The sequence below is a fragment of the Stagnihabitans sp. genome (genome assembly GCF_964946895.1).
Genome location: NZ_CBBQHX010000007.1, coordinates 39,661 through 64,143, shown reverse-complemented (window position 1 = coordinate 64,143; position 24,483 = coordinate 39,661). Strand labels below are relative to the sequence as shown.

Sequence of the window (24,483 nt, the reverse complement as noted above, 5' to 3'; positions counted from 1 at the left end):
CCATCAGGCAACCGATGCGGCTTTACCTCGCAGCGCTGCAGGCTTTCCTCGGCATGATGGCTTTGGTATACAACAGTATGCGCGAAACCCTTCCCGAAATTCTGGCCCGCCGCGTGGCCGAAGGCGCAATCCGCCAAGACCCGCAGCAAACCGCGGTGGCCGAACTGCTGGAGCCTTTGCGGACTTGGCTTGAGGCGCAGGCCCTGCGTCGGACCGGATTGCTGTCGGGCCTATTCTCCAAACCTGCCGCTGCGCCCAAGGGGCTTTACCTTTGGGGTGGGGTCGGGCGCGGCAAGTCGATGCTGATGGATCTGTTCACAGAGGCCACCCAGATTTCACGCAAGCGCCGGGTACATTTCCACGCCTTCATGCAGGAGACCCACCGCGCCATCCACGCTGCCCGACAAAAGGGCGAGGAGGATCCTCTGGCCCCCTTCGCGGCCGAGATTGTCGCCGATCTGCGCCTGCTGGCCTTCGACGAGATGCAGATCACTGATATCACGGATGCAATGATCGTCGGTCGGCTGTTTGAAAAACTGTTGGCGGGGGGCGTGGTGATCGTCACTACTTCCAACCGCCCGCCCGAGGATCTTTACAAGAACGGGTTGAACCGAGCCTTGTTCTTGCCCTTCATCCACCTGCTGCGCGAACGGCTTGATGTGGTGAAGCTGGAAAGCCCAGAGGATTATCGTCAGCATCGCTTGGCCGGAGCCAAAGTCTACTTCCATCCGTCGGGCAAATCAGGCCCCGCGATTGACGCTATATGGCGTGACATGACGGCGGGGGCACAGATCGGCCCGTTGCATCTGGCGGTCAATGGTCGTCAGGTCGAACTGCCGCGCTACGCCAACGGTGTCGCCCGGGCCAGCTTCTGGGAGCTGTGCGCCCGCCCCTTGGGTCCGGCCGACTATCTGGCCATTGCAGGGGCAGTTAGGGTGCTGATTTTGGAGGAAATCCCGCAACTTTCGTCCTCGAACTACAACGAGGCCAAGCGCTTTGTGACCCTGATTGACGCGCTGTACGAGGGGCACGTCCGCCTGATCTGTTCGGCCGCGGACGAACCCGAACGGCTTTATATCGAGGGCGAGGGCAGCTTCGAATTCGCCCGCACCGCCAGCCGCTTGCGTGAAATGCAAAGCGCGGGCTGGGGCGCTTAGCCCCAGACCTGATACAGCAACCGCAACGCCATTCCCGTGGAGGTTATGACCAGCAGCGGCTTGATCAGCCTTGCGCCAACCCGCACGGCCAACCGCGATCCCAACGTGGCTCCGGCGATCTGCGCCAAAGCCATGGCGCCGGCCACCCACCACCATGTTGCCCCGGAAAACGCAAACACCGCGACAGACCCAAGGTTGGAGCCGAAGTTGAGCACCTTGGTTTGGGCTGTGGCCTTCAACACCCCAAAGCCCAGCAGCAAGACCAGCGCCATCATGAAGAAAGACCCTGTGCCGGGACCAAAGAACCCATCGTATCCCGCGATCAATGGCACAACCGCCGCCGTGAAGACGGCAGAGGTCATGCGCGCCGCGCGGGGTTGGTCGGAAAGACCCGGTCGGAAAGCGAAGAACAAGGCAATGGAAATCAGGATCGGGGGCATGATCAGGCGCAACAGTCCGGCTGGCATCGCCCCTGCGACCAAGGACCCGGCCGCGCCAAACGCCAGACTGACCAGCGCCATCCCCATCTGCTCTCGGGGTTTCACCTGACCGGCCAATGCGTAGTTGAGCAAGGCGGTGCCAGAGCCGACCATACCCTGCACCTTGTTCGTCGCCAAGGCCTGCATCGGAGAGGCCCCGCACAGCAGCAAGGCGGGCACCGACAACAACCCACCGCCCCCGGCAATGGAATCGACAAACCCCGCGACGAAACCCACGCCGATCAGGATCAGCGCCAAATGCGGGGCGATTTCAAACAAGATCGAACCTCCGGTGGATGCGCCCCACGATGCGACCGTCGTTCAAGGCAAAGTCCGGTTCGAAGCTGGTGTCGACAAAGCCGATCCGGGCGTAATAGGCCAGCCCCGGCAGATTGTCAGCCCTGATGCTGGCGATCACCCTTCTGACGCCCGCTTTGCGCAGCACATCGCAGGTCACAGCGAAAAGGCTTGCTCCCACACCTTTGGCTTGCACCCCTGGCTGCACGAAGGTGCCAATATCCGCCTCGCCCTGCCAAAGACCTACGGACTGCCAGCCGATCACCCGGCCCTGATCCTCCGCCACGACAGAGGCCAGAACTTCTGAGCCATCGACATAGTCCGCCTGCACCGTCTCTGCCGGTTTCCGGACTTGATGGGCAGTCGTTCCGCCCATCGCTATGATGACGTTCAGGATATCGGTCATGGCCGGGGCGTCGGCGGCCTTTGCGGGCCGGATGATCATGCCACGAAATCTTCACGCGCGTAGCCTTGCAGGAACAGCAGCGCTGTCAGGTCGCCATGGTTCACCCGCACATCGCATTGCGCTGCGACCGAGGGTTTGGCGTGCAGCGCCACCCCGGTTCCCGACAGGGCGAGCATGCCCAGATCATTGGCACCATCCCCCACGGCCAAGGCCTGCGCCGTGTCGATCCCCAACCGCGCAGAGATGTCCTGCAAAGCTTCGACCTTGGCCTGCTTGCCAAGAATGGGCAAAGCGACCTCACCGATCAGCTTGCCATCTTCGATCAGCAAGGTGTTCGCGCGGTTCTCGTCAAAGCCCAGAACCTCGGCGATCTTGCCCGTGAAGGCGGTGAACCCGCCAGAGACAAGGGCGCAATAGGCCCCATCGGCCTTCATCGTCGCCAAAAGGGTCTTGCCGCCCGACATCAGCGTGATCCGATCCCGGATCACCTGATCGATTACGCTGGCGGAAAGGCCCTTGAGCAGACCGACCCGTTCCTTCAAGGCGGCTTCGAAATCGAGCTCGCCATTCATCGCTCGCGCGGTGATGGCGGCGACATAGGCCCCCACGCCCGCCTCATCCGCAAGTTCGTCAATGCATTCCTGTTCGATCATGGTGCTGTCCATATCGGCCAGCAAAAGGCGCTTCTTGCGCCCCACGGCGGGCTGAAGGATCAGGTCGATCTTAAGGCCTTGCAAAGCCTGCCAAACCTCCCACCGGTTGGCAGGCATCGCTTCCAGCGGAAACTCGGCCGCCACGCCCGGATCCAGCCAGACAGCATCCCCGCCACCCCATGCATTGCGCAGGGATTCCACGGTCACCCGTTCCAAAACAGGGTGATCGGGATGGGTCAGCAGGGTGGCAATGAACATGGACGGAATTCCGACGGTTTGGGTGGGTCGTATTTGCGCGCAGATGCGGCGCTTTACGCCGAATTTCCGCCATGCGCCAGCGGGGGAAGACCCATCCCAACAGGTGCGGTCGCCGCCAAAGCCTTGCAGAATGATCCACGGCAGCGCGTCAAACGTAATCCTGTCACAGACTGCCGCAAATACCCGGTCTTGGACGTGGAGCTGATCTTTGACGCGGTCCCCAAACAGATTGGCCATAGCACTCGCCGCACTTGTTCTGGTTGTCCTTTCGGTTGTCATGCTGGAACGGGAACGCGGCGGGCTGGACATATCCGATTTCAACGTCGGCACCACGCCGGTCACGCTGTATCAAAAGCCCAACGCGTCGGGACCAATTGTCGTTGTGGCGCATGGGTTTGCCGGGTCCCGTCAGATCATGCAGGCCTATTCGCTTCATCTGGCGCAGTCCGGCTACCGCGTTTTGGCTTTCGATTTCGAGGGGCATGGCAGAAACCCGGTGCCAATGTCAGGCGATGTGACCTCGGTTGACGGCACCACGGCACTGCTGGTGGCCGAAACCCGTGGCATCATCGCTGCGTCCCGTACCTTGCCGGGGGCCTCGCAGATCGCCTTGCTGGGGCATTCAATGGCAACTGACATCATCATTCGCGCCGCCGCTGCCGAGGCCAAGGCAGGTAGGCCGGTGGATGCGGTGGTCGCCATCTCGATGTTCTCGCAGGCCGTGACGGCGCTAGAGCCTCGACACATGCTGGTCATCACAGGGCAATGGGAAAGTTTTCTGCGCAGATCCGCCCTTGATGCGGTCCATCAGGTTGACCCAAGCGCCGAGGAGGGCGATCTGGCCGCTTCCGGCGGCGTGACCCGGCGCGCGGTGGTGGCCCCGAGGGTCGAACATGTGGGGGTTTTGTTCAGCCCGGCAGCTGTCAATGCCGCAGAGGACTGGCTGGACGTGACCTTCGGGCGACAGAACGTCGGCACCGCCGGTCATCGGGGCTGGTGGATTTTGGCGCTGCTGGCGGGGATTGTGATGGGGTTTTATCCCTTGGTCGCGATGCTGCCCACGCGACCAGCGATGCCAGATATACCTGCGCAGCGCTTTGTGTTGGCGACGCTTTTGCCTACCGTGGCGACCCCGCTGCTGATCACACCGTTCTACACCAACTTCCTGCCGGTCTTGGTGGCGGACTATCTGATGCTGCATCTGGCGGTGTTCGGCATCTTGCAACTTGTGCTGCTGGACGACTGGCGTGGCCTGAAGGGCCGCTTCCCGGCGCTATCGGTTCTTGCCCTGACCCTATGGGGAATTCTTGTGTTCGGGCTCGCGCTGGACCGCTATGCCGCAAGCTTCTTGCCCACGTCGCAGCGACTGCCGATTATCGCTGCCCTATGCCTTGGCACCGTCCCAAGCATGATCGCCGACAGTTGCGTGACCCAAGCCGGGCGCGGTACCCTGTGGCGGCGGGTAGTGGCGCGGCTTTGCCTGTTCACCTCACTTGGCCTGGCGGCACTCCTGGACCCGGCGCAATTGACTTTTGTGCTGATCGTGCTGCCGGTGTTTCTACTTTTCTTCGTGGTCCACGGGTTGATGGGACGCTGGATCGGCCGCCAATCTGGCGCCCTCGCAGCCGGGCTTGGCCTTGGTCTGTGTCTGGCTTGGGCCTTGGGCGTCAGCTTTCCCCTATTTGCGCAGCCCTAAGGCATCGACCACCTCGAATTGACCGTCGCGCGCAGGTTTGGCCCCCGGTCAGCGGGAGGGACCTTCAGCCCAAAACGGAATTTGTCCCCGCAGCCGAGGCGATGAACATCACGCTCGCCGCGCGTCGCCGTCCTGTCCCTGCGCTTCATTCGTCGGGGCCGTTATGTGTATTCCGCGGGCGACGTCGGCATTCCGGTGCGGCCCATGTTGGCGCTGTGCTATGTGATCTCTGCCCTCGCGGCGTTTGTTTCTGGCCTGCTGACCTCGGCCAACCTGCAATCCATCAACATCCGGGTTGTGAACTCGACCCTGCTTTATGACATCGTGCTGGTCGCCATGATCGGCGGCATCGGCCCGTCCGGCGGCAAGGGTGGGGTGCGCAATGTGCTTTACGGCGCGGCGCTGATCGGCATCATGCTAAACAGGATTAAAATAGTCGACATTTCACTGCTCTTCCAGAACCTGATCAAATCCAAGATCCTGCTGGCCGCCATCATCTTCGACGGGGTGATCAACGCGCGCTATGAACAGACGGCCCAGCAGGGTGACACTTAAACTGACGCACCAGAGCTGACGCAAAGGGCATGGTATGAAGTTTGCCAAGCTGATTATGGGGGCCGCAGTCCTCGCGGCCTCGCTGCTGACGACCCCGGCCCCGCGGGCTATTCCGCCGCCCTGACCGGCAAGCGCGTGCTTCTGGTGCCGCGCGCCATGGGGGTCGATCTGGCCCAAGGCTGGTCCGCCATCCTGAAGCGCGGACCGAACTGGTCGACTGAGGCCGGCGCTCAGGCCCTGACCGAGGCGATTTCCTCGGACCCGCATCCCGATGTGCTGGTGGTGATATCACCCGACCTCAACTCTTGCGCCAAGATCCTGAAAAAGGCGCAACAGGCGGTGATCTACGACTTCTGGTCGACAAACCGGCCAATTTTCCGGCTGACGCCTAAATCGGATCTGACTGGAACCGTCTGGGCCAGTTGGAAGCCGAGGCTGTCGTCAAGCAATGCGGCGAGGGCACCTCGAAGAAGATCGCGCTTATTCAAGGGGATGAGGTCAACGCAACCTCGCTGTACCAATATGCGGGTATCGCGAAAGTGCTGGAATCGCACCCCGATATCACCGTCGTCGCCAAGCCTGACAGCAACTGGGACGCCACCAACGCCCGCAATGCTGCGACCACGGTCCTGCAACAGAACCCCGATCTTTGCGGCATCATCGACTTCTGGGATGGCGACGCGACCGGGACTTCGGCTGCGATCCGTGATGCCGGTCTGGCCGGAAAAGTCTTCCTTGTCACCACCGGCGGCGGCGAGAAGACCGCCGACTGCGCGACGCTGGAAGATGGCACTTACGGGGCTGTCGTGATGACGGACCTTGCGCGCGGGTCGGGCGACATGGTCTCGACCATCAAGTACCTGCTGCAAAGCAAACAGCCGCCGGGAACCTCGTCGCCCTTCATCTACACACTGGAAAAGGCCACGACCAAGGGTGACCTCAAGCCTGACACCTGCTGGGACCTCAAGGCCCTGCAAGCTGCTGCGGGCAAGTAAGCCAACGGGCGTCGCGCCCGCCGCGGCGCCCTCTCCTTACATCGAGCATACCCGATGCAACTCCGCAAGCGGCTGCAAGCCTGGCGCTACAACCTGATCCCCGACTATCTGATCGGGATTCTCACCAAGCGCTGGACCGACAACGCCATCCCGTTTCTGGCGCTGGTGATCACGGTGGTCACATTCGGTAGCCTGATCGCGGGCTTCTTCAAGCCAAGCTCGCTGCAAGCCAGCACCCGTCAGCTTGGAGAGTTCTCGCTGGTCGTTACCGGCCTCACGGTCGTGATGCTAGGCGGAGGGATCGACCTTGCCGTAGGCTCGATCTTCGCACTGTCGGCCTTCGCGGTGGTGGCCTGCTTCTTCATCTTCGACCTGCCGGTCTGGGTGGCCTTGCTCGCCTCGCTGAGCGTCGGCGTGGTGTTCGGGGCGATCAACGGCTACCTCATCGGCTACCTGCGGCTGCGCGCGTTTCTGACCACGCTGGTGACCTTCATCATCGGGCGGGCGATCTATGATATTCTGGTGGTGACCTTCGCATCCCTTGTGCAGACGTCCTCGGCGCAATCAGACATCTGGGATTTCATCGGCGACGGCACCGCCTTGGGGATTTCCGTCCCCGTATGGGCCGTGCTGACCCTTGGCATCGTGACCCATATTGCCCTGACCCGCTCTCGCCCCGACTGGCATGTTCTGGCGGTAGGAGGCTCGCACCGTTCGGCCTATATCGCTGGCATCAAGGTCCGCCGGACGGTCTTTCTGACTTATGTCTTCTCGGGCCTTTGCGCTTCCGCGGCAGGCTTTTTGATCGCAACACGGCTTTCAGGCGCTGGCCCCGGCACTGGTCAAGGCTTGGAGATTGCAGCGCTCACCGCTGCCGTGGTGGGCGGCAACTCGCTCGGAGGCGGGCGCGGATCAGTTGCGAAGGGAATGATGGGGGCCATCATCGTCCTGGTGATGACAAACGGCCTGATCCGGCTTGGCTACGGCACCGGCACCAACCAGATGGTGCTGGGCCTTCTCTTGGCCGCAGCCGTCACCATCGACATCCGCTGGCTGAAGAACCGCCACAAGGTGCTGAACGAGGTTTATGTCGCCCCTGTCTACCTCGCCATGGGCCCGACCCAATCGGCTGAACCCAATTCCGGCACCCCTTACGCCCTGAATAACCGCCTCTCCAGCGCCGACGCCATAGGCCTGGGCGAGTTGGAAGGCCCCGAAGACGTCATCCTCGATGCCGAGGACCACCTCTATTGTGGCACCCGGCATGGCGAGATCGTCCGTTTTTTCGCACCTGACTATACGCGGTCCGAGGTTTTCGCTCATGTCGGTGGCTTCCCTCTGGGGCTGGCCTTCGATGCCAAGCGCAACCTGATTTCCTGTGTCGGGGCGATGGGGCTTTATTCTATCTCGCCAGACCGGGTGGTGACCAAACTCTCGGCGGAAACGGCCCGGTCATTCAGATCAATTGTCGACGATGCCCGCCTGCGCGACCCGAACGACCTCGACATTGCGCCTGATGGCAAGATCTACTTCACCGACTCGACCAAACGCTACGACGCGCACGAATGGACGCTGGACAGCATCGAGAACCGCGCGACAGGGCGGCTTCTGGTCTATGACCCCAAGGATGGCAGCACGCGAACGCTGCTCGACGGCTACCGCTACACCAATGGCGTCTGCATGGCGCATGACAACAAGTCGCTGTTCTTTGCCGAAAGCTGGGCCTGCCGGATTCACCGCTATTGGCTTGAGGGTTCGAAGGCCGGGACCGCAGAATGCGTGATCCGCGACATGCCGGGAAATCCGGACAACATCAACCGCGCCTCTGACGGCACCTACTGGATGGCTTGGCTGGGCATGCGGACGCCCTCGTTCGACCTGTCGCTGCGCCATCCCGGCATGAAGAAGCGCTTGGCGCGCAGGTTGCCGCAGGACGACTGGCTCTTTCCCAACATCAACACCGGCGGCGTGGTGAAATTCGACGACACGGGCCGGATCATCCAGACGATGGGCGACCTGACCGGTGCCCCGCATGCCATGGTGACCTCGATGCGCGAACAAACGGGGCAGTTGTTCATCGGCGGCATCTTCAACAATCGGATCGGCCGCTTCACCATTGAAGGCGCCGACTAGGGCTGGAGCGGGATACGCTCCTACTGGGGGGCTGCGAAATGATCTTTGACCCCATCCTCGACATCTTCCTTGGCAAGGCCATGACGATCCCGCCACTGGACGGTGCCTTCCGCCCCAACACCGCGCTGGACGATGCGCCGGTCTTTGCCGCCTTGCCGCAGCCTGAAAATCTGGTGCTGTGGCGCGGACATATCGTGGCCAGTTCCAGCGCTGCCCTGCGAACGCCGGATGGCGAGGTGCGTCAGGACTTCGCTTCGGATGTGTCAGCGCCGGCGGTCTAGGTCGCAGGAGGGTTGGCGGTGGGTCTGGAGGATGGCAGCCTGACCCTCGCCGCGGCCGCTTTGGCCTTGCCGCCAGAGGTGCGCTGCATCACGGCGCTGGCTAACGGGTCGGACGGGCGGTTGTGGGTGGCCAATAGCTCGGCAACGGTGAAGCCGTCGCAATGGGCGACCGATTTGATGATGAGGAACGCCTCGGGCTCGGTCTGGGTCCACGATGGCATCTGGCGGATGGTGGCGGGCGGCCTCGCCTGGCCCTACAGCCTGCTGCCCGAAGGCGCGGGCGTGATCGTTTCGGAAAGCTGGCGACACCGGCTGCTGCGCCTCGGCGGCAGTCGTCCGCAGCCCATACTGGAAAGCCTGCCGGGCTATCCCGCGCGGATCGCGCCGGTGGAAGACGGCGGCGCATGGCTGGCGCTGTTTGCCCCGCGCAACCGCCTCATCGAATTCGTTCTACAGGAAACCCATTATCGCCTGGCGATGATGACCGAGGTGAAGCCCGAGTTCTGGATTGCCCCGGCCCTCTCTTCTGGCCGCAGCTTTCCGGAGCCTTTGCAATGCGCTGGCATCCGGATGCTGGGCGTCCACAAGGCATGGTCGCCGACGCGGTCGTTCGGGCTACTTGGAGCCGATTTCTCGCCCCTGTTCAGCCTGCACAGCCGGGCCAATGGAACACGTCACGGCGTGACCTCGGCGCTGGAGCATCGGGGTCAACTTCATATCGCCTCCAAGGGGGGGGCGATTGCATCATCACCGGCGGCCATACCGAAACAGGAAGCGCCTGAATGGAACCAATCCTGAAACTGGAATCGATTTCCAAGTCTTACCGCAGCTTGCCTGCTGTCAGCGGGGTGGATTTCACCCTTATGCCGGGCGAAATCCACGCCTTGCTTGGGGAGAACGGGGCCGGGAAGTCGACCCTGACCAAGATCATGCCGGCGTGGTACCGGCGACATCCGGCAAGATGTACCAGAAGGGCAAGGAAACCACCTTCGCCACGCCGAATGACGCGCTGGAAGTCGGCATAGCGATGGTGTTTCAGCCTTCTCGCCGCAGGCAAGTCGGCTACGAACGTGCGGGCCGCCGATATTAAGGCCTGGGCGGAAGAGTGGACGGCCAAACTGAACATCCGTGCGATCAACGAAAATACACGGATGATGGAATTGTCGGGCGGCAACCAGCAGAAGGTGGTGATCGGCAAGGGACTGGTGCAAACGCCGCGCGGGGTGATCTTTGATGAACCCACGCTGGGTGTCGACGTGGCGGCGATCTGCGAAATTCATCAGATCATCAAGGGTCTGGCGGATGCGGGTTTGGCGGTCGTGGTGATCTACAGCTATCTGCCCGAGGTTTTGAACCTGTCGGACCGCATCCTTGTCTACTGTCAGGGTCGCATTGTGGAAGAACTGTGCCCCACACAGGCGACCGAGGAAAAGATCATGTACTCAGCGGTGCATTGACCGCAAAGGAGAACTCATGGCTACCGTAAACTCTGGACTGATGCCGAAGCCAACCCCCGCGTCAAAGCCGTCTTCGACGACATCCGCGCCCCCCAAAAATCGGACTTCGTGAACAACTTTTGGGGGGCGACGGCTGACCCTGCACTGCTGGAGCGCACCCTGGGGCGGCTTGACGGCAGTGATGGCCGGGGAAAACGTACTGGGCAGGGTGGTGCAGGAAATGATCTACATCGCCGTCTCGACCGCCAATGGCTGCAGCTATGGCGTGCATTCCCACACCGCCGCAGCCAAGGCCAAGGGCATGACGGACGCCCAGCACGCCGAGCTGATGGCGATCATCGGGCTGGCGGCGCAGACCAACCATCTGGTCACCGCCATGCAGGTGCCAGTCTATCCGGTCTTCCTGATCGAAAGCTGACATGGACGAGGCCCTGATCGCCCACGGCCCCGGCCGACCCGAGGTCATGCAGTGAGAAGACATCGCCACGCCAGACCCTGCTTCAGGCGAGGTGCTGTTGCAGCAGACGGCCATCGGGGTCAACTTCCTGGACATCTAGAACCGCTTTGGCCTTTACCATTGGACCACGCCCACCATGATCCCGGGGGCAGAGGCGGCCGGTGTGGGGGAGGCCGTGGGCGCGGGCGTCTGCGCATTGGCACCGGGGGGCTGTTGCTGGGACAATTGGTACAGCCGGCTCTGACGAGAAGGTCGCGCTGGCACTTCAGCATGGCTATGGCAATGTGATCAATTACCGTTGCCAGAATTTCGTATCCCAGATGCGCGAGCTGACGGGAGCACAGGGGGTTGGTGGTCTAGGACCCGGTGGGCAAGGACACGTGGGCCCGGTCGTTGAAATGCCTGCAGCGGTGGGGGATCTTCGTGAACTTCGGGCAATCCTCAGGCATGATCACCCGCTTTTCGTTGACAGATCTGGCGCGGGGAGGCGACTTGTTCGCACGCCTGACGAGCGGGGGCTGCAAAAGCAGGTGCCACACTGCCATCCGTTGCAAGAGGCGGACAAGGCCCATGCTGACCTGGAGGGGCGCCGGACCACGCCTGCCACGGTTCTGCTGTCCTGCGGCCCCGCAGAGGTCGGCATGAGAAGCCAATTGACACCACCCGTGGATTCGGCGGAACTGGATGGGTCCACAGCAAGGCCTGCCCGCCAATGTGTCACCAGCCCCGCCGCCCTCATCCTGCCGCATGCGCGTTCGATCAAACTCGGTCGTGTGGATCGGCCTGTGCCGACAGATGAATATGGGCCTGTCCGACAAGGTGATCCTGATCACCGGCGCGGCAAGTGGCATCGGATTGGCCATCGCCCGTCAGGCAGCAGAAGAGGGTGCAGGGGCGCTGGTTCTGAGCGACCGTGATGCCACGGGGTGTGCCCTTGCCGCAGCCGAATTGGGTGACACCTGTTCGGTTGTGGTCGCAGACCTGTCCGACTCCGAAGCGCCCAAGGTGATATTGGATGCGGTCAAGGCGCGCCACGGCCGGGTGGATGGGCTGGTCAATGCCGCCGGGCTGACAACGCGCGGCTCGGTTCTGTCAGGCACACCTCTGATTTGGGATCAGCTTTTCACGGTCAATGCCCGCGCGGCCTTCTTCCTGATGCAAAACGCGATTGCCGACATGGCGGCGCGAAGGGCAGTGGGCTCGGTCGTCAATATTCTGTCGATGAACGGTTATTGCGGCGCCCCAGATCTGGCAATCTATTCCGCCAGCAAAGGTGCCATGACGACCCTGACCCGCAATGCTGCCCGCGCCCACATGGCCGACCATATCCGCGTCAACGGCATCAACCTTGGCTGGATTGCCACGCCATCCGAGCATCGGATGCAGGCCGAGGTTCTGGGGCGTGGCCCAGGCTGGCTGGCAGAAGAATCCGCCAACATGCCATTGGGGCGGCTGGTGACGGCGCAAGAAGCGGCACGTCTGGCGGTGTTTCTGCTTGGCGAAGCCTCTGCCCCGATGAGCGGCTCGATTATCGATTTTGAACAGAAGGTGGCGGGTGCCCTTTGACGGAAGGAGTGTGGTTTGACGGAAGCTGACCCCCACCCATCGCCTGCCGCGCAAGATTATGACCGGCTGCGGACCGAGCTTGTCGCACGGGCAGGCACGCTTTCAAAACGCTTGGCCCAGGTGGCGCGGTTCTTCCTCAACCATCCCGAGGAAGTGGCGATCAACACACTCGTTCAATTGGCAGATCAGGCGCAAGTGCCGCCCACCACGATCACCCGTTTTGCCCGGGAGATCGGCTTTGCCGGCTTTGCCGAATTGCAGGCTGTGTTCCGCCAGCGCCTTCTGGGCCCCCGCCTGCCCTATGCTGCGCGGATGGCTGATCCGGGCCTAAAGATCGGCGATGCCGACCTGGACCTGCCGGATCAGGTCTTCGGCAGTTTCGTGCAGGCCGCGGTGCAATCGCTTCTGCGCATCGAACAGGCGCTGGATTGCAGCCAACTTATCGGATTCATTGATATTCTGGCAGAGTGCGAGGCCGTTCACATCGCCGCAGCGCGGGGTGCCTTTGGCTTGGGCGCCTACATGGTCTACGGCCTGGCCAACATAGGCAAGCGGGCGCATCTGATCGACAACATTGGCGCAATGCGGGCCGAGCAGGTCTTCGCCATCGGCCCGAAGGACGCCTTGCTGGTGATGACTTTCGACGACTACACCCCTGAAACGGTCGAGGTCGCAAAGCTGACCGCCCGCTCTGGCCGCAAGGTGCTGGCAATCACTGACAATGAACTCAGCCCGGTCGCAGGGCTCGCATCACATGTGCTTTATGTCAACGAAGCGCGTTTGGGCCATTTTCGCAGTCAGGTGCCCGCTATGGTCGTATGCCAGACCATCATCGTCAGCCTTGGGCGACGGCTGGGAACAACATGGAAAGGGAATATTCAAAACCGCTGAATTGAAAATTTCATTGCATCGAATCACGTCTGCGCGAAAGATCATCTTTGGAGGAGACGAAGATGCAGCGTAGCAATTTCGACTTTTCGGGCGCGCGGGTTCTGGTGGTGGGTGCAAGCCGTGCCGGCATCGGGGCCGCCATCGCACGGGCGTTTAAGACAGGCGGGGCTGCCGTTGCCATCACTGGGGCCGAGGCCGAGCCGGCGGAAGAGGATCGCGGACGGTTTGACTATACCCAGCTGGATGTGACGGACCTTGTGGCCGTGCGGAATCTTGCCGCGTCAACCGATGGCCTGGACATTCTGGTGAACTGCGCCGCGATCACCTCGCGCGGAGAAGAGATGGAGCCGTCGTTCTTTGAACACGTCGTCAACGTCAACCTGCACGGCACGTTCCGCACGGCTGAGGCGTTCCATGACACGCTGAAAGCCCGCAAGGGCAGCCTGATCAACATCGCCTCGATGTATGCGACGTTCGGCAGCCCGAAGAACCCGGCCTACGGGGCCAGCAAGGCGGCGGTTGTGCAACTGACCAAATCGCTGGCGATTGCGTGGGCTGCAGATGGCATCCGCGTGAACGCCGTGGCGCCGGGGTTCGTCGTCACGATGCAGTCGGCGAGAAGCCGCACCGATCCGGCCCATGTGGCTGCCGTGAATTTGCGGACACCGATGGGGCGATGGGGCCAGCCCGAAGATATCGCGGGGCCCGTTTTGTTCCTCGCGTCGCCTGCCGCCGCCTTCATGACCGGGACCTGTCTGGCCGTCGACGGAGGTTATTCGATTGCGTAAGGGGTGCCCTGAATGACCGACTTCACCCGGATTGGCGCCGCGGTCATAGGCACCGGTTTCATCGGCACCGTTCATCTAGAGGCCCTGCGGCGCATCGGGGTCCCTGTGGCTGGTGTTCTTGGGTCTTCCGCCCGGCGTGGGGAGGAGCGGGCTGCTGCCTTGGGGGTAGCGCGGGCTTATGGCAGTCTGGAGGAACTTTTGGCCGATCCGGCGGTGCAAGTCGTCCATGTCACCTCGCCCAACGTATCGCATTATCCTCAGGTGAAGCAGATCCTCGCGGCGGGGCGACACGTGATCTGCGAGAAACCCTTGGCGATGACCTCGGCGCAGTCCGAGGAAATGGTGGCCTTGGCCAAGGCGTCGGGCAAGGTCGCGGCGGTGTGTTACAATGTGCGGTTCTATCCCCTGAACCAGCACGCGCGCGGCATGGTGGCGGCGGGTGAATTGGGCGACATCCGCCTGATTTCGGGACACTATCATCAGGACTGGCTTGCCAAGCCGACCGATTGGAATTGGAGGCTGGAAGCCGATCAGGGCGGCCTCCTGCGATCCGTCGGCGACATCGGCACGCATTGGGTCGACCTGACCAGCTTCATCATCGGCCAGAAGCCAAGTGCGGTCTTTGCCGACCTTTCAACCTTCGTGCCCGTGCGCCAGAAACCCATAGGTTCGGTCGAAACATTCGCCGCAGCCACCAACACAGGCGAACCCCGTTCCATCACAACGGACGACGCCGCCTTGATCCTGCTACGCTTTCCAAACGGCGCCCGCGGAGTGATGAGCACCAGCCAGATCAGCGCGGGTCGCAAGAATGCGCTAAGCTGGGAAATCTCTGGCTCTGGCGCATCGGCGGCTTGGCACTCCGAGACGCCCGACCACTTGTGGATCGGCCACCGGGATGCGCCCAATCAGATCCTGCAGCGCGATGCCAGCCTGATGAACGCAACAGGGTCCGCCGCCACGCGCCTGCCCGGAGGACATGTCGAGGGGTTTGCCGACACGTTCCGCGCGCTTTTCGCGCAGATCTACGGCGACGTAGCACGCGGCCAACGCTCGGACGGTGCCACCTATGCCAACTTTGAAGACGGCCACTACGAGATGGAATTCTGCGACGCCGTGCTGACCAGCGCCCGCGAGGGGCGATGGGTTGCGATTGGGGGATGACATGAAGCTTGGCCTTTTGACCGTGCCCTTCGGCGATACCAGCCTGTCAAAGGTCGCCGACTGGTCCGCCGCAAACGGATTTCAGTCACTGGAGATTGCCGCATGGCCCTCGTCCGGCCATGAGACGCGGCGCTATGCCGGCACCAGCCATGTGGCCGTCGAGGCGATGACCAAGGCGCAGGCCGTCGAAATCGTTGCGGAACTGGCCGGGAAAGGTCTGACCGTCTCGGGCCTCGGCTACTACCCCAACCCCCTGCACGCCGAGACCGCGCACCGCGAGAATGTCATTGGCCATCTCAAGAAGGTCATCGCAGCGGCCAGCCTGATGGGCGTGAACGTCGTGAACACCTTCATCGGCGGCGACCGTATGCTGACCCTGGACCAGAACTGGACAAGGGCGACGCAGATCTTCCCTGACGTCGTGGCCTTCGCGCGCGACAACGGCGTCACACTGGCCTTTGAAAACTGCCCGATGATCTTCTCGAAGGACGAATGGCCCGGCGGACACAACATCGCCTACTCTCCCAAGATCTGGCGGCGGATCTTCGAGACCTTCGACGGCGTTGGCATGAATTACGATCCCAGCCATCTGGTCTGGCAGATGATCGACCAATCTCGGTTCATCCGGGAGTTCGGGGCGAAAATGGTGCACGTCCATGCCAAGGATTTGATGATCGACCGCGACGGGCTCTATGAAAACGGTATCATGTCCTTGGGAATCGGGTGGCAAGTCCCCCGCATGCCGGGGCTGGGAGACATCAATTGGTCCGAGGTTTTTTCGGGCCTTTACCGTGCCGGATACGACGGCCCAGTGATCATTGAACATGAAGATCGGAACTTTGAAGGATCGGACGACAAGATCAAACGCGGGTTCCTGTTGGCGAGAGACGTCCTTCGCCCCTTTGTGAAGTAGGACGAGAACGAACAGACGGAAAACAAAGACACTAGGGAGGACTACCGATGAAGACACTTCTGTTGGGCACCGTTGCCCTGACTTTGGCCGCTTTCGGGGGAATGGCTGACGCCAAGCCCTACAAGATCGGCATTTCCAACACCGTGCAAGGCAATGGCTGGCGCGAGGAGATGGTCTGCGCGATGAAAGCGCAGGCCTTGGCCTCGGGCGAGGTTGCCAGCCTGAACATCGCCCACCGCAATACCGACGCCGCAGGCCAGTCTGAAGACATCCGCAACCTGGCCCAGGCGGGCGTGGACGCCATCGTGGTCAACCCCGCCAACGCCGATGGCATCAACGCCGCGATCAAGGAAGCAACGGACAAGGGCATCGTCGTCGTGGCTGTGGACCAGGCCGTGACCGAGCCTTCGGCCTACATCATTTCGAACAACCAAGAGAAATATGCCTATTTGGGTGCCAAATGGCTGTTTGACACGCTGGGCGGCAAAGGTTCCGTGGTCTACATGCGCGGCGCCGCAGGTGCCGGTGCCGACAATGACCGGGACAAGGGTTTCAAGAAGGCCTTGGCCGAATACCCCGGCATCAAGGTCGCGCAAGAGGTCTTCACCGGCTGGCAACAAGATCAGGGCAAGCAGCAGATCAACGACATCATCGCGGCTGGCACCAAGTTCGACGGCATCTGGACCTCGGGCATCGACAACGTGATCGTGGATGCCCTGACCGAATCTGGCGCGCCGCTGGTGCCGGTGGTGGGGGCTGACAACGCGGGCTTCGTTGGCCAGCTGTCGTCGGTCGCCGGGCTGAAAGGCGCTGCCGTGACCAACCCAGGGTCGGTGGGTGGGGCGGGCGTCGCTTTGGCGCTGCAGATCTTGGATGGCAAGAAGCCCGCCGACAAGACAACGCTGGTCGATCCGGTGGTTTGGGACAACACCAGCGACGCGGGCAAGGCGCTGTTGAAGGCAGCGGCAAATCCCAGCCTCAACCCGGACTGGCCGGTCTCCGTCTCGATCCCGGGCTGGACCACCTACACGATGGACCAGGTCATCGCGTGCAAAGGCCCGGGTGAATAACAGGGCAAGACCAAGCGGCCCCCGGCATGTGTCGGGGGCCCGTTCAACCGAATTGCAGGCCCTATGACCCTTCTGGAAACCACTGCGCCCGTTCTGGACGCGCAAGGCGTGTCGAAACGTTTTGGCTCTGTCGTGGCCCTGCGCGACGCGTCTCTCGTATTGCACCGGGGCGAGGTGGTGGCCCTGATGGGGGCCAATGGGGCGGGCAAATCAACCTTCGTCAAAATCTTGACCGGGGCTTTGGCACCCGACACAGGGCATGTGCTGATCCGGGGGCAAGACGCCCATGTTTCCTCGCCGGCCGAAGCGCGTCGGTCAGGGTTGGTGCCGGTCTATCAGGAACCCTCGCTGATCCCGGATCTGGATGTGGCGGACAATCTGCGGCTGGGCAAGACGCCAGTCGCGGCCTTTCGGCATTGGGTGGAGGCCTTGGGCATCCACGATCTGCGGCTGGATGACATGATCGGGCGTCTTCCCTTGGCCACATTGCGCATCCTTGATCTGGCGCGTGCCTTGGCGGCAGAACCCGATGTGCTGCTGCTGGATGAAATGACCGCCGCCCTGCCGACCGATCTGGTGGCCCGCGTGCTGCAGGTTGCACGCCAGCAGGCCGATGCCGGGCGGTCTATCATCTATATCTCGCACCGTTTTGCCGAGATCGCAGCCCTGTGCGACCGCGCCACGGTGCTGCGCGACGGGGCGACGGTGGGCAGCGTCAACATCGAACCCGGCATCGAAGAGCGTATTGTCGAAATGATGCTGGGGGCGGATCATACGCAGGCAGTGCCCAGCGCCCGGATCGTGAAGCGCGCTGCGCAAAGCCCGCCGCGTCTGGCCGTGCGCGGCCTTGCGGCAGGCAATCGGTTGACCGATGCGTCCTTTGATCTTCATGCTGGAGAGGTTTTGGGCGTCGTGGCGCTGGAAGGGCAGGGTCAGGACGAGTTGTTCGATGTTCTGGCCGGCAATCGCCGCGCCGCGGCAGGTTCGGTCTTGGTAGACGGCCAAAGCGCCAGCTTTCGACATCCTGCCGATGCCATCAATGCGGGCCTGACCTTCGTGCCCGGTGACCGCACCAAAGCGCTGCTGATGTCGCGGTCAGTGCGGGAAAACATCGCACTGCCTCTGATGGCGCGTCTTCGCGATTGGGGCGTCATTCCGATGCGGGACGAGGCCCGTCGGGTGACAACCGCCATCGAACGCCTGCAGATCGACACCCGCGCCCAAGGCGAGGTGCGGCGACTGTCGGGCGGCAACCAGCAAAAGGTCACGATTGCGCGCTGGATCGCCAAGGGGGTCGAGACATTGCTGCTGTTCGATCCCACGCGCGGCATCGACATCCGCACCAAGCGGCAGATTTATGCCCTGGTCCGCGAACTTGCCGCGCAGGGGGCGGCAGTGCTGTACTACACATCGGAACTCAGCGAGGTGCGCTTGGCCTGCGACCGGACGGTGGTGATCTTCAATGGGCGCGTTGTCGATGTGATCGACGCCCTTGACGCCGACGAGCCGACCCTGATGCGCGCCGCTTATGGCCTGACCGAAAAGCAGGTGACGGCATGAACCGAATCCTGTCCCGAAACGGCTGGACCTTGGGACTGGCGGCGCTTCTGACGCTGCTGCTGATCGCCACCAAGCTGATCCAGCCGGATTTCGGGGTATCAGGCCTCGATTCCCTTGGCCGCGCAGCGCTGCCCTTTGCCTTGGCGACGCTTGGCATGGCTGTGGTGGTGATTGCGGGCGGAATTGATCTGTCGCTGGCCTCGATGATGGCGGTCACCAGCGTGTCCACAGCGACGTTGATGGAGGGCGCAAGTGACGGGCAATCGGTTCTGGTGGTGCTGTTCGTGCTGGGTCTGGGCGCAGCCATGGGGGCCGTGAATGGCACACTGGTGATAGTGACCCGCGTGCCCGATATCGTGGTGACACTGTCGATGCTGTTTGTCTGGCAAGGCGTGGCTTTGCTGATCCTGAACGCGCCCGGAGGCGCCGCAGCCCCATGGCTGCGGGCGCTCAGCGTCGGCGGCGTCACCTTGCCCTTGGTGCCAGAGGCGCTGACGGTCTGGCTGCCCAAGTCGGTGGTGTGTCTGTTCGTCTGTCTGGCCGCGATTTGGCTGCCAATTCGCCGGTCGACCCTTGGCTTGCGCTTTTACGCCATCGGCAGCGATGCGCTGGCGGCGTTTCGGTCGGGTGTTCCGGTCGGGCGGACAAAGATTGCAGCCTATGCCGTGACCGGGCTGTTTGCCGCGCTTGGCGGGATTGCCGTGACGATGAGCACCGGCATTGGCGAGCCGATCCCGGGCCCCTATCTTCTGGCGGCGGTGGCGGCAGTGGTCTTGGGCGGTGTCGTCCTGGGCGGCGGCAGGGGTGGCTTGCTGGGCCCGATCCTGGCAGTCTTTGTCTTGCGGCTGGTGCGGATGGACCTGACCCTGATGTCGGTTGACCCCAATGTCACGACCATCGTCGAGGGCGCCATCATGGTCGTCGTCGTGATGTTCGGCGGGGTTGTGGCCATGCGGGGGCGGCGCGCATGAGCAGCACCGAGGCCCCCCCGACGCGCCGTGTGACCCGTCTGATGGCGGAAAATCCGCTGATCCCGCTTACACTTCTGCTTCTGGCGCTGGTTCTGGCGCTTGAGGTCATGCAACCCGGCATTGTCAGCGTCTTCTGGGTCGGCAACACGGTGAAGGTTGCCATTCCGCTGGCCATGCTGGCGGCCTGCCAGACCCTGACCATGCTGACCGGCGGGATCGACTTGTCTGCAGGCACCGTGGCCACGATCACCGCCTTTGTGATGGCCACCCTGTCGCCCATTCTGGGCGTGCCAGAGGCGGTGCTGATCGGACTTGGCTGCGCGCTGCTGGCCGGCATGGTGAATGGGTTTGGCATTGCCATCTGCCGGGTGCATCCCCTGATCATGTCCCTTGGCACCGGGTTGATCGCGAATGGCTGCCTTCTGGTCTATCAGCGCTATGTCATCGCCACCGGCACGCTGATCCCTGACCTGCTGGTCTGGCTTGGCACCGGGCGCAGCTATGGCGTCCCAAACGGTCTGGTGATATTTCTTCCCTTCGCCGCCTTGCTGATCTGGGGCCAGAAGCGCACCGGCTTTGGCAGGCTGCTTTATGCCTTGGGCAGCAACGAGCCTGCGGCGCGGCTTTCAGGAGTACGCAGCTGGCAGGTCTATTTCGTGCTGTATACCCTCTCGGGCCTGATCGCCGGGCTGACAGGACTGATCCTGATTGGCCTCGTGAAAACACCCTCGCTGTCGCTGGCACTGCGGTTCGATCTGCCCTCGGTGGCGGCGGCGGTGGTCGGGGGCACCTCGATCTTCGGCGGACGCGGGGGCTATGGCGGTACGATCGTGGGCGCGCTGATCCTGACGGTACTGACCACCATGCTGACCTTGCTGCACATGCCCGAGGGCGCGCGCGGCATCCTGTTTGGCCTGATCATTCTGGCCGTCACCTCCCTTTACATCCGCCTGACCGAGAAAGGATGACCATGACCTTCCGCATCGTCGGCATCAGTTTTGACCACATGCACATGGGCGACCTTTTGCGCCTTGTGCATGACCACCCCAAAGCCGAACTTGTTGGCATCTTCGACCCAGACCGCGCCAAGATGACCCGCGCCATCGCGAATTTCGCCATCCCGCCGGAGCGGGTCTTTACCGACTTCGACGCCTGCATGGCAACCAAACCGGACCTTGCCATCCTTTGCGCAGCCACCGCGGACCACGCCCGCTACACGGAACGGCTGGCAACTCATGGCTGCCACGTCTTCGTGGAAAAGCCCTTTGCCGCCTCTGTCGCGGACGCGCGCCGGATGATCGCCGCGATGGAGGGCAAGGTTCTGGCAGTCAACTGGCCATTGGCTTGGGTGCCCGCTCATGTCACCGCCAAGCGGCTGATTGATCAGGGAATGATCGGCGACCTGCTGGAGGTGCATTTCTATGACGGCAACCGTGGGCCTTTGTATCACCTCGCCGACAAGGTCAAGGTTTCGCCCGCCGAAGTCGAGGCACAGAAGCCCACGTCCTGGTGGTACAAGCGCGCCTCGGGCGGGGGCAGTCTGCTGGATTACCTCGGCTATGGCGCAACTTTGGGCACATGGTACATGAACGGGCAAGAACCGCTGGAGATAACCTGTGCTGTAGATGAAACCGCAGGGATCGAGGTCGACCAGCATTCCATCACCATTCTGCGCTACGCCCGGGGTCTGTCGAAGATGGAGACGCGCTGGGGCACCTTCACCGACCCCTGGACAATCCAGCCGCAGCCGCATTGCGGGTTTGTGTTTGTGGGGACCGAAGGGACGATCCAAAGCCGGGACTATGCCGATCACGTGACGGTACAGACCCGAACACGGCCCGAACCGCATCCGCTCCCCGCTGAACAGCTGCCAGACGGGCGACAGGATGCAATTGGCTTCGTTCTGGATTGCCTGACCAAGGGCGAGAAGATCAGCGGCCCGCTCGATCCGCAAGTCAGCCTTCTGGGCCAGCGCATCGTCGACAGCGCCGTTTTGTCAGCACAGCTGAAGCGAACGGTGGCGCTTGTCCCATGACGGCACCTGACGCCGACACCTACGCCCTGCGCACCACCGAGACGGGGATCGCCCCCGCCCCCAACCTGCCCTATCAGCCCCCAACTCCGCGCAGCTATCGCCCCCGGATCGGCCTGATCGGCGCGGGTGGCATCGCCTCTGCCCATCTGGACGCTTATCGCACGGCAGGGTGGGAGGTTGCCGCGATCTGCAACCGGACCCGCGCCAAGGCCGAGGCTTTGGCGCAGATCTATGCCCCAACAGCCCTTGTGACCGACCGCCTTGAAGACGTTCTGGCCGACCCCACCATCGACGTGGTCGACATCACCCCCCACCCGGCCGACCGCCTGCCGCTGATCGAAGCGGCGTTGAAGGCGGGCAAGCATGTTCTGTCGCAAAAGCCCTTCGTACTGGATCTTGATCACGGACAGCGCCTGGTCGACCTGGCCCACGACAAGGGGGTCAAGCTGGCAGTCAACCAGAACGGCCGATGGGCCCCTCATTTGGCATGGATGCGCGCGGCGGTGAAAGCTGGGCTGGTGGGGGATGTGATTTCGGCCCACGTCGCCATTCACTGGAATCACGGCTGGATTGCCGGCACGCCGTTTGACAGGATCGAGGATCTGATTCTTTACGATTTTGGCATTCATTGGTTTGACTTCATCGCCTCTGTTATCCCCAACCCGGAAAGCGTCTTCGCCACGACCAGCCGGGCCCCCGGCCAAAAGGCAACCGTACCGCTTCTGGCGCAGGCTTTGGTGCGGATGCAGGGTGGTCAAGCCTCGCTGGTCTTTGATGGCGGGGTGCCATTTGGCGCCACTGACACAACCTTCATCGGCGGCACGCTGGGCAGCTTGCACAGCAGCGGTCCTGACCTTGGCAAACAGTCCGTCGCCCTGACAACGCCCGAAGGCAGAGCGCAGCCTGATCTGGTGGGCACTTGGTTCAACGACGGCTTTCGCGGCGCGATGGGCGCGCTTCTGGTCGCGATCGAAGACAACAACGAACCGCAAAACGGCGCTGCCGAGAACCTGCGCAGCCTTGCCCTTGCCTTCGCGGCGATCCAGTCGCGCCGAACCGGTCGCGAGGTTGCGGTGGGTTCTGTCACGCGGTTGGAGGTGTGAAATGGCGCGCGTTCTGGTCGTTGGCTTGGGCAACATGGGCTGCTCGCATGCCTTGGCGCATCACAAGTTCGGCTCGCAGATCGTGGGGTTGGTCAATCGGTCAGAGGTGACCCTGCCGCCGGAGTTGCGGCACTATCCCCGCTTTCGCAGCCTGCAGGACGGCCTTGCCACCAATCCCGATCTGGTGGTGATTGCCACTTATGCCGATAGCCACGCCGAACTTGCCATTCAGGCCATGACCCATGGCGCGCATGTGTTTGTGGAAAAGCCCCTCGCGACCACGGTGGCCGATGCCGAACACGTGGCAAAGGTGGCGCGGTTGACCGGGCGCAAGCTGGTGGTGGGATATATCCTGCGCCACCACCCCTCCTGGCAGCGGCTGATCGCCGAGGCGCGGGCTTTGGGCGGGCCTTACGTGTTTCGCATGAACCTCAACCAGCAATCGACAGGCCATGCGTGGGAGGTGCACAAGGCGCTGATGCGATCCACCTCGCCCCTTGTCGACTGCGGCGTGCATTATGTCGACGTGATGTGCCAGATCACAGATGCCGTGCCGTTGAGTGTGCAGGGCATAGGCCTGCGCCTGTCGGATGAAATTGCGTCAGACATGTACAACTATGGCCAACTTCAGGTGATCTTCGATGATGGGTCAGTTGGCTGGTACGAAGCCGGCTGGGGGCCGATGATGTCGGAAACTGCGTTCTTCGTGAAGGATATCATCAGCCCAAAGGGGGCGGTGTCGATCGTGGACAGCGACAAGGCGGCCTCGTCCCAGATTGAAGGGCACACGAAAGTGGGTGGAATTCTTCTGCATCGGTCGGGAGGCGACCACCTGATCCGGATGCCCGATGATCCCAGCCATCAGGATCTTTGCGACGCCGAACAGGCCTATGTTCTGCGCGCCATTGCCGAAGACATTGACCTGAGCCGCCACCTGCAGGACGCGGTGCAATCCCTGCGCATCTGCCTTGCCGCCGATGCAAGCATCCGCAGTGGTCGAATCGAGGTCTTGCAGGCCCCGGGCAAGCCGGATGTACCTGCCTCATCGCAGAACGTGCCGTGCAAGCCGCAGAATGTGTGGCTTCCAGCCGTAAGCGCCGACAAATCCAGTTGAGGTTGCGAATGACTTGGCGCCGTCCCAATCCTTCCGCCTAAACGCCCGACCTACACGGCTTCAGACTGCATCCGGGCCCACGCTTGACGGGCACGAAGGCCCTCATCGTACAAATCTGTCAGCTTCCATCAGACGATGCCGCCGCAAAGCCCCACGCAGCAACATCGGGGGCAGGTTGCCTTGGCCCAGCGCACCAAGCGCCGGGTCCAGCACACACCGGGCCACTGATGGGTTCAAAGTCATGCCGTCCGGCATTGGACGGACGGCTTCTTGGCCAATTTGTTGATCCAAGCCTGCGCCATGCAACACCCAAGCCAGGGTAAGACAAGATGATCCGGCACGTTGATGCGCTCATTTGCGCACAGGTTCGGATCACTATTTTGGAAATAGTGGTGCCGCTGAAGAGACTCGAACTCCCGACCCCATCATTACGAATGACGTGCTCTACCAGCTGAGCTACAGCGGCACTTTCTGGCCCGCACCT

The 24,483-nt window shown here is 62.4% G+C and carries 22 protein-coding genes, 1 tRNA gene and 2 pseudogenes; 21 read left to right on the top strand and 4 right to left on the bottom strand.

The annotated features are described in order from the left end of the window. The first annotated feature begins 77 nt into the window (after positions 1-77). Positions 78-1,157, top strand: coding sequence for a cell division protein ZapE (zapE, locus tag AC1Y2B_RS06460; protein WP_482252339.1), 1,080 nt, complete (start codon positions 78-80; stop codon positions 1,155-1,157). Here the strand turns inward: zapE and AC1Y2B_RS06455 are convergent. The 3 genes from AC1Y2B_RS06455 to serB are packed head-to-tail and all read right to left on the bottom strand — an operon-like array spanning position 1,154 to position 3,250. After that, positions 1,154-1,915, bottom strand: a complete 762-nt coding sequence (locus AC1Y2B_RS06455; protein WP_482252242.1) for a TSUP family transporter — start codon at positions 1,913-1,915, stop codon at positions 1,154-1,156. The two genes, zapE and AC1Y2B_RS06455, sit on opposite strands and share 4 nt — an antisense overlap. After that, positions 1,908-2,378, bottom strand: a complete 471-nt coding sequence (locus AC1Y2B_RS06450) for a GNAT family N-acetyltransferase (RefSeq protein WP_482252241.1) — start codon at positions 2,376-2,378, stop codon at positions 1,908-1,910. The genes AC1Y2B_RS06455 and AC1Y2B_RS06450 overlap by 8 nt, the downstream gene beginning before the upstream one ends. After that, entirely contained in the window at positions 2,375-3,250 is an 876-nt protein-coding gene (gene serB, locus AC1Y2B_RS06445) for a phosphoserine phosphatase SerB (protein WP_482252240.1), read from the bottom strand. Before serB ends, AC1Y2B_RS06450 begins: the two co-directional genes overlap by 4 nt. Before the next feature lie 208 nt (positions 3,251-3,458). On the opposite strand from serB, the gene AC1Y2B_RS06440 reads away from it, so the two are divergent. The 20 genes and pseudogenes from AC1Y2B_RS06440 to AC1Y2B_RS06345 all read left to right on the top strand — a co-directional run bounded on the left by AC1Y2B_RS06440 (position 3,459) and on the right by AC1Y2B_RS06345 (position 23,999). After that, positions 3,459-4,946, top strand: coding sequence for an alpha/beta hydrolase (locus tag AC1Y2B_RS06440; RefSeq protein WP_482252239.1), 1,488 nt, complete (start codon positions 3,459-3,461; stop codon positions 4,944-4,946). A gap of 165 nt (positions 4,947-5,111) precedes the next feature. Continuing rightward, complete coding sequence (locus AC1Y2B_RS06435; RefSeq protein ID WP_482252238.1) at positions 5,112-5,501, top strand: ABC transporter permease; 390 nt, start codon at positions 5,112-5,114, stop codon at positions 5,499-5,501. 422 nt (positions 5,502-5,923) lie between these two features. Next, complete coding sequence (locus tag AC1Y2B_RS06430) at positions 5,924-6,496, top strand: substrate-binding domain-containing protein (protein ID WP_482252237.1); 573 nt, start codon at positions 5,924-5,926, stop codon at positions 6,494-6,496. Positions 6,497-6,550: 54 nt separating this feature from the next. After that, a complete protein-coding gene (locus AC1Y2B_RS06425) occupies positions 6,551-8,629 on the top strand; it encodes an ABC transporter permease (RefSeq protein ID WP_482252236.1) in 2,079 nt (692 codons plus the stop codon). A gap of 38 nt (positions 8,630-8,667) precedes the next feature. Next, complete coding sequence (locus tag AC1Y2B_RS06420) at positions 8,668-8,910, top strand: hypothetical protein (RefSeq protein WP_482252235.1); 243 nt, start codon at positions 8,668-8,670, stop codon at positions 8,908-8,910. Between the two features lie 18 nt (positions 8,911-8,928). After that, a complete protein-coding gene (locus AC1Y2B_RS06415; protein ID WP_482252234.1) occupies positions 8,929-9,708 on the top strand; it encodes a hypothetical protein in 780 nt (259 codons plus the stop codon). Continuing rightward, a pseudogene (locus AC1Y2B_RS06410) lies at positions 9,693-10,367 on the top strand (ATP-binding cassette domain-containing protein). The gene AC1Y2B_RS06415 and the pseudogene AC1Y2B_RS06410 overlap by 16 nt, the downstream one beginning before the upstream one ends. Before the next feature lie 30 nt (positions 10,368-10,397). Then, positions 10,398-10,785 (top strand): annotated as a pseudogene (locus AC1Y2B_RS06405) (carboxymuconolactone decarboxylase family protein); the annotation flags it as partial. Positions 10,786-11,625: 840 nt separating this feature from the next. Next, the gene (locus AC1Y2B_RS06400; protein ID WP_482252233.1) at positions 11,626-12,390 is read left to right on the top strand and encodes an SDR family oxidoreductase; all 765 of its coding nucleotides are present in this window, start codon (positions 11,626-11,628) and stop codon (positions 12,388-12,390) included. A 15-nt stretch (positions 12,391-12,405) separates the two neighbouring features. Continuing rightward, positions 12,406-13,281, top strand: a complete 876-nt coding sequence (locus AC1Y2B_RS06395; protein WP_482252232.1) for a MurR/RpiR family transcriptional regulator — start codon at positions 12,406-12,408, stop codon at positions 13,279-13,281. A 62-nt stretch (positions 13,282-13,343) separates the two neighbouring features. After that, on the top strand, positions 13,344-14,069 hold the full coding sequence (locus AC1Y2B_RS06390) for an SDR family NAD(P)-dependent oxidoreductase (RefSeq protein WP_482252231.1): 726 nt from the start codon (positions 13,344-13,346) through the stop codon (positions 14,067-14,069). Between the two features lie 12 nt (positions 14,070-14,081). Then, complete coding sequence (locus AC1Y2B_RS06385) at positions 14,082-15,233, top strand: Gfo/Idh/MocA family protein (RefSeq protein ID WP_482252230.1); 1,152 nt, start codon at positions 14,082-14,084, stop codon at positions 15,231-15,233. Between the two features lies 1 nt (position 15,234). Continuing rightward, positions 15,235-16,146, top strand: a complete 912-nt coding sequence (locus AC1Y2B_RS06380) for a sugar phosphate isomerase/epimerase family protein (protein WP_482252229.1) — start codon at positions 15,235-15,237, stop codon at positions 16,144-16,146. Between the two features lie 47 nt (positions 16,147-16,193). Next, positions 16,194-17,216 carry a substrate-binding domain-containing protein gene (locus AC1Y2B_RS06375; RefSeq protein WP_482252228.1) on the top strand — a complete coding sequence of 341 codons (1,023 nt, stop codon included), beginning with the start codon at positions 16,194-16,196 and terminating at the stop codon, positions 17,214-17,216. A gap of 63 nt (positions 17,217-17,279) precedes the next feature. Further along, positions 17,280-18,776: a sugar ABC transporter ATP-binding protein gene (locus AC1Y2B_RS06370; protein ID WP_482252227.1), complete on the top strand. Its 1,497-nt coding sequence runs from the start codon at positions 17,280-17,282 to the stop codon at positions 18,774-18,776. Continuing rightward, the gene (locus AC1Y2B_RS06365; RefSeq protein ID WP_482252226.1) at positions 18,773-19,747 is read left to right on the top strand and encodes an ABC transporter permease; all 975 of its coding nucleotides are present in this window, start codon (positions 18,773-18,775) and stop codon (positions 19,745-19,747) included. Before AC1Y2B_RS06370 ends, AC1Y2B_RS06365 begins: the two co-directional genes overlap by 4 nt. Beyond that, entirely contained in the window at positions 19,744-20,715 is a 972-nt protein-coding gene (locus tag AC1Y2B_RS06360) for an ABC transporter permease (protein WP_482252225.1), read from the top strand. The genes AC1Y2B_RS06365 and AC1Y2B_RS06360 overlap by 4 nt, the downstream gene beginning before the upstream one ends. 2 nt (positions 20,716-20,717) lie before the next feature. After that, on the top strand, positions 20,718-21,782 hold the full coding sequence (locus tag AC1Y2B_RS06355) for a Gfo/Idh/MocA family protein (RefSeq protein ID WP_482252224.1): 1,065 nt from the start codon (positions 20,718-20,720) through the stop codon (positions 21,780-21,782). After that, positions 21,779-22,885, top strand: coding sequence for a Gfo/Idh/MocA family protein (locus tag AC1Y2B_RS06350; protein WP_482252223.1), 1,107 nt, complete (start codon positions 21,779-21,781; stop codon positions 22,883-22,885). The genes AC1Y2B_RS06355 and AC1Y2B_RS06350 overlap by 4 nt, the downstream gene beginning before the upstream one ends. 1 nt (position 22,886) lies before the next feature. Continuing rightward, the gene (locus tag AC1Y2B_RS06345; RefSeq protein WP_482252222.1) at positions 22,887-23,999 is read left to right on the top strand and encodes a Gfo/Idh/MocA family protein; all 1,113 of its coding nucleotides are present in this window, start codon (positions 22,887-22,889) and stop codon (positions 23,997-23,999) included. Positions 24,000-24,389: 390 nt separating this feature from the next. On the opposite strand, the gene AC1Y2B_RS06340 is transcribed toward AC1Y2B_RS06345, so the two are convergent. Next, positions 24,390-24,465, bottom strand: a tRNA-Thr gene (locus AC1Y2B_RS06340). Between the last annotated feature and the right edge of the window lie 18 nt (positions 24,466-24,483).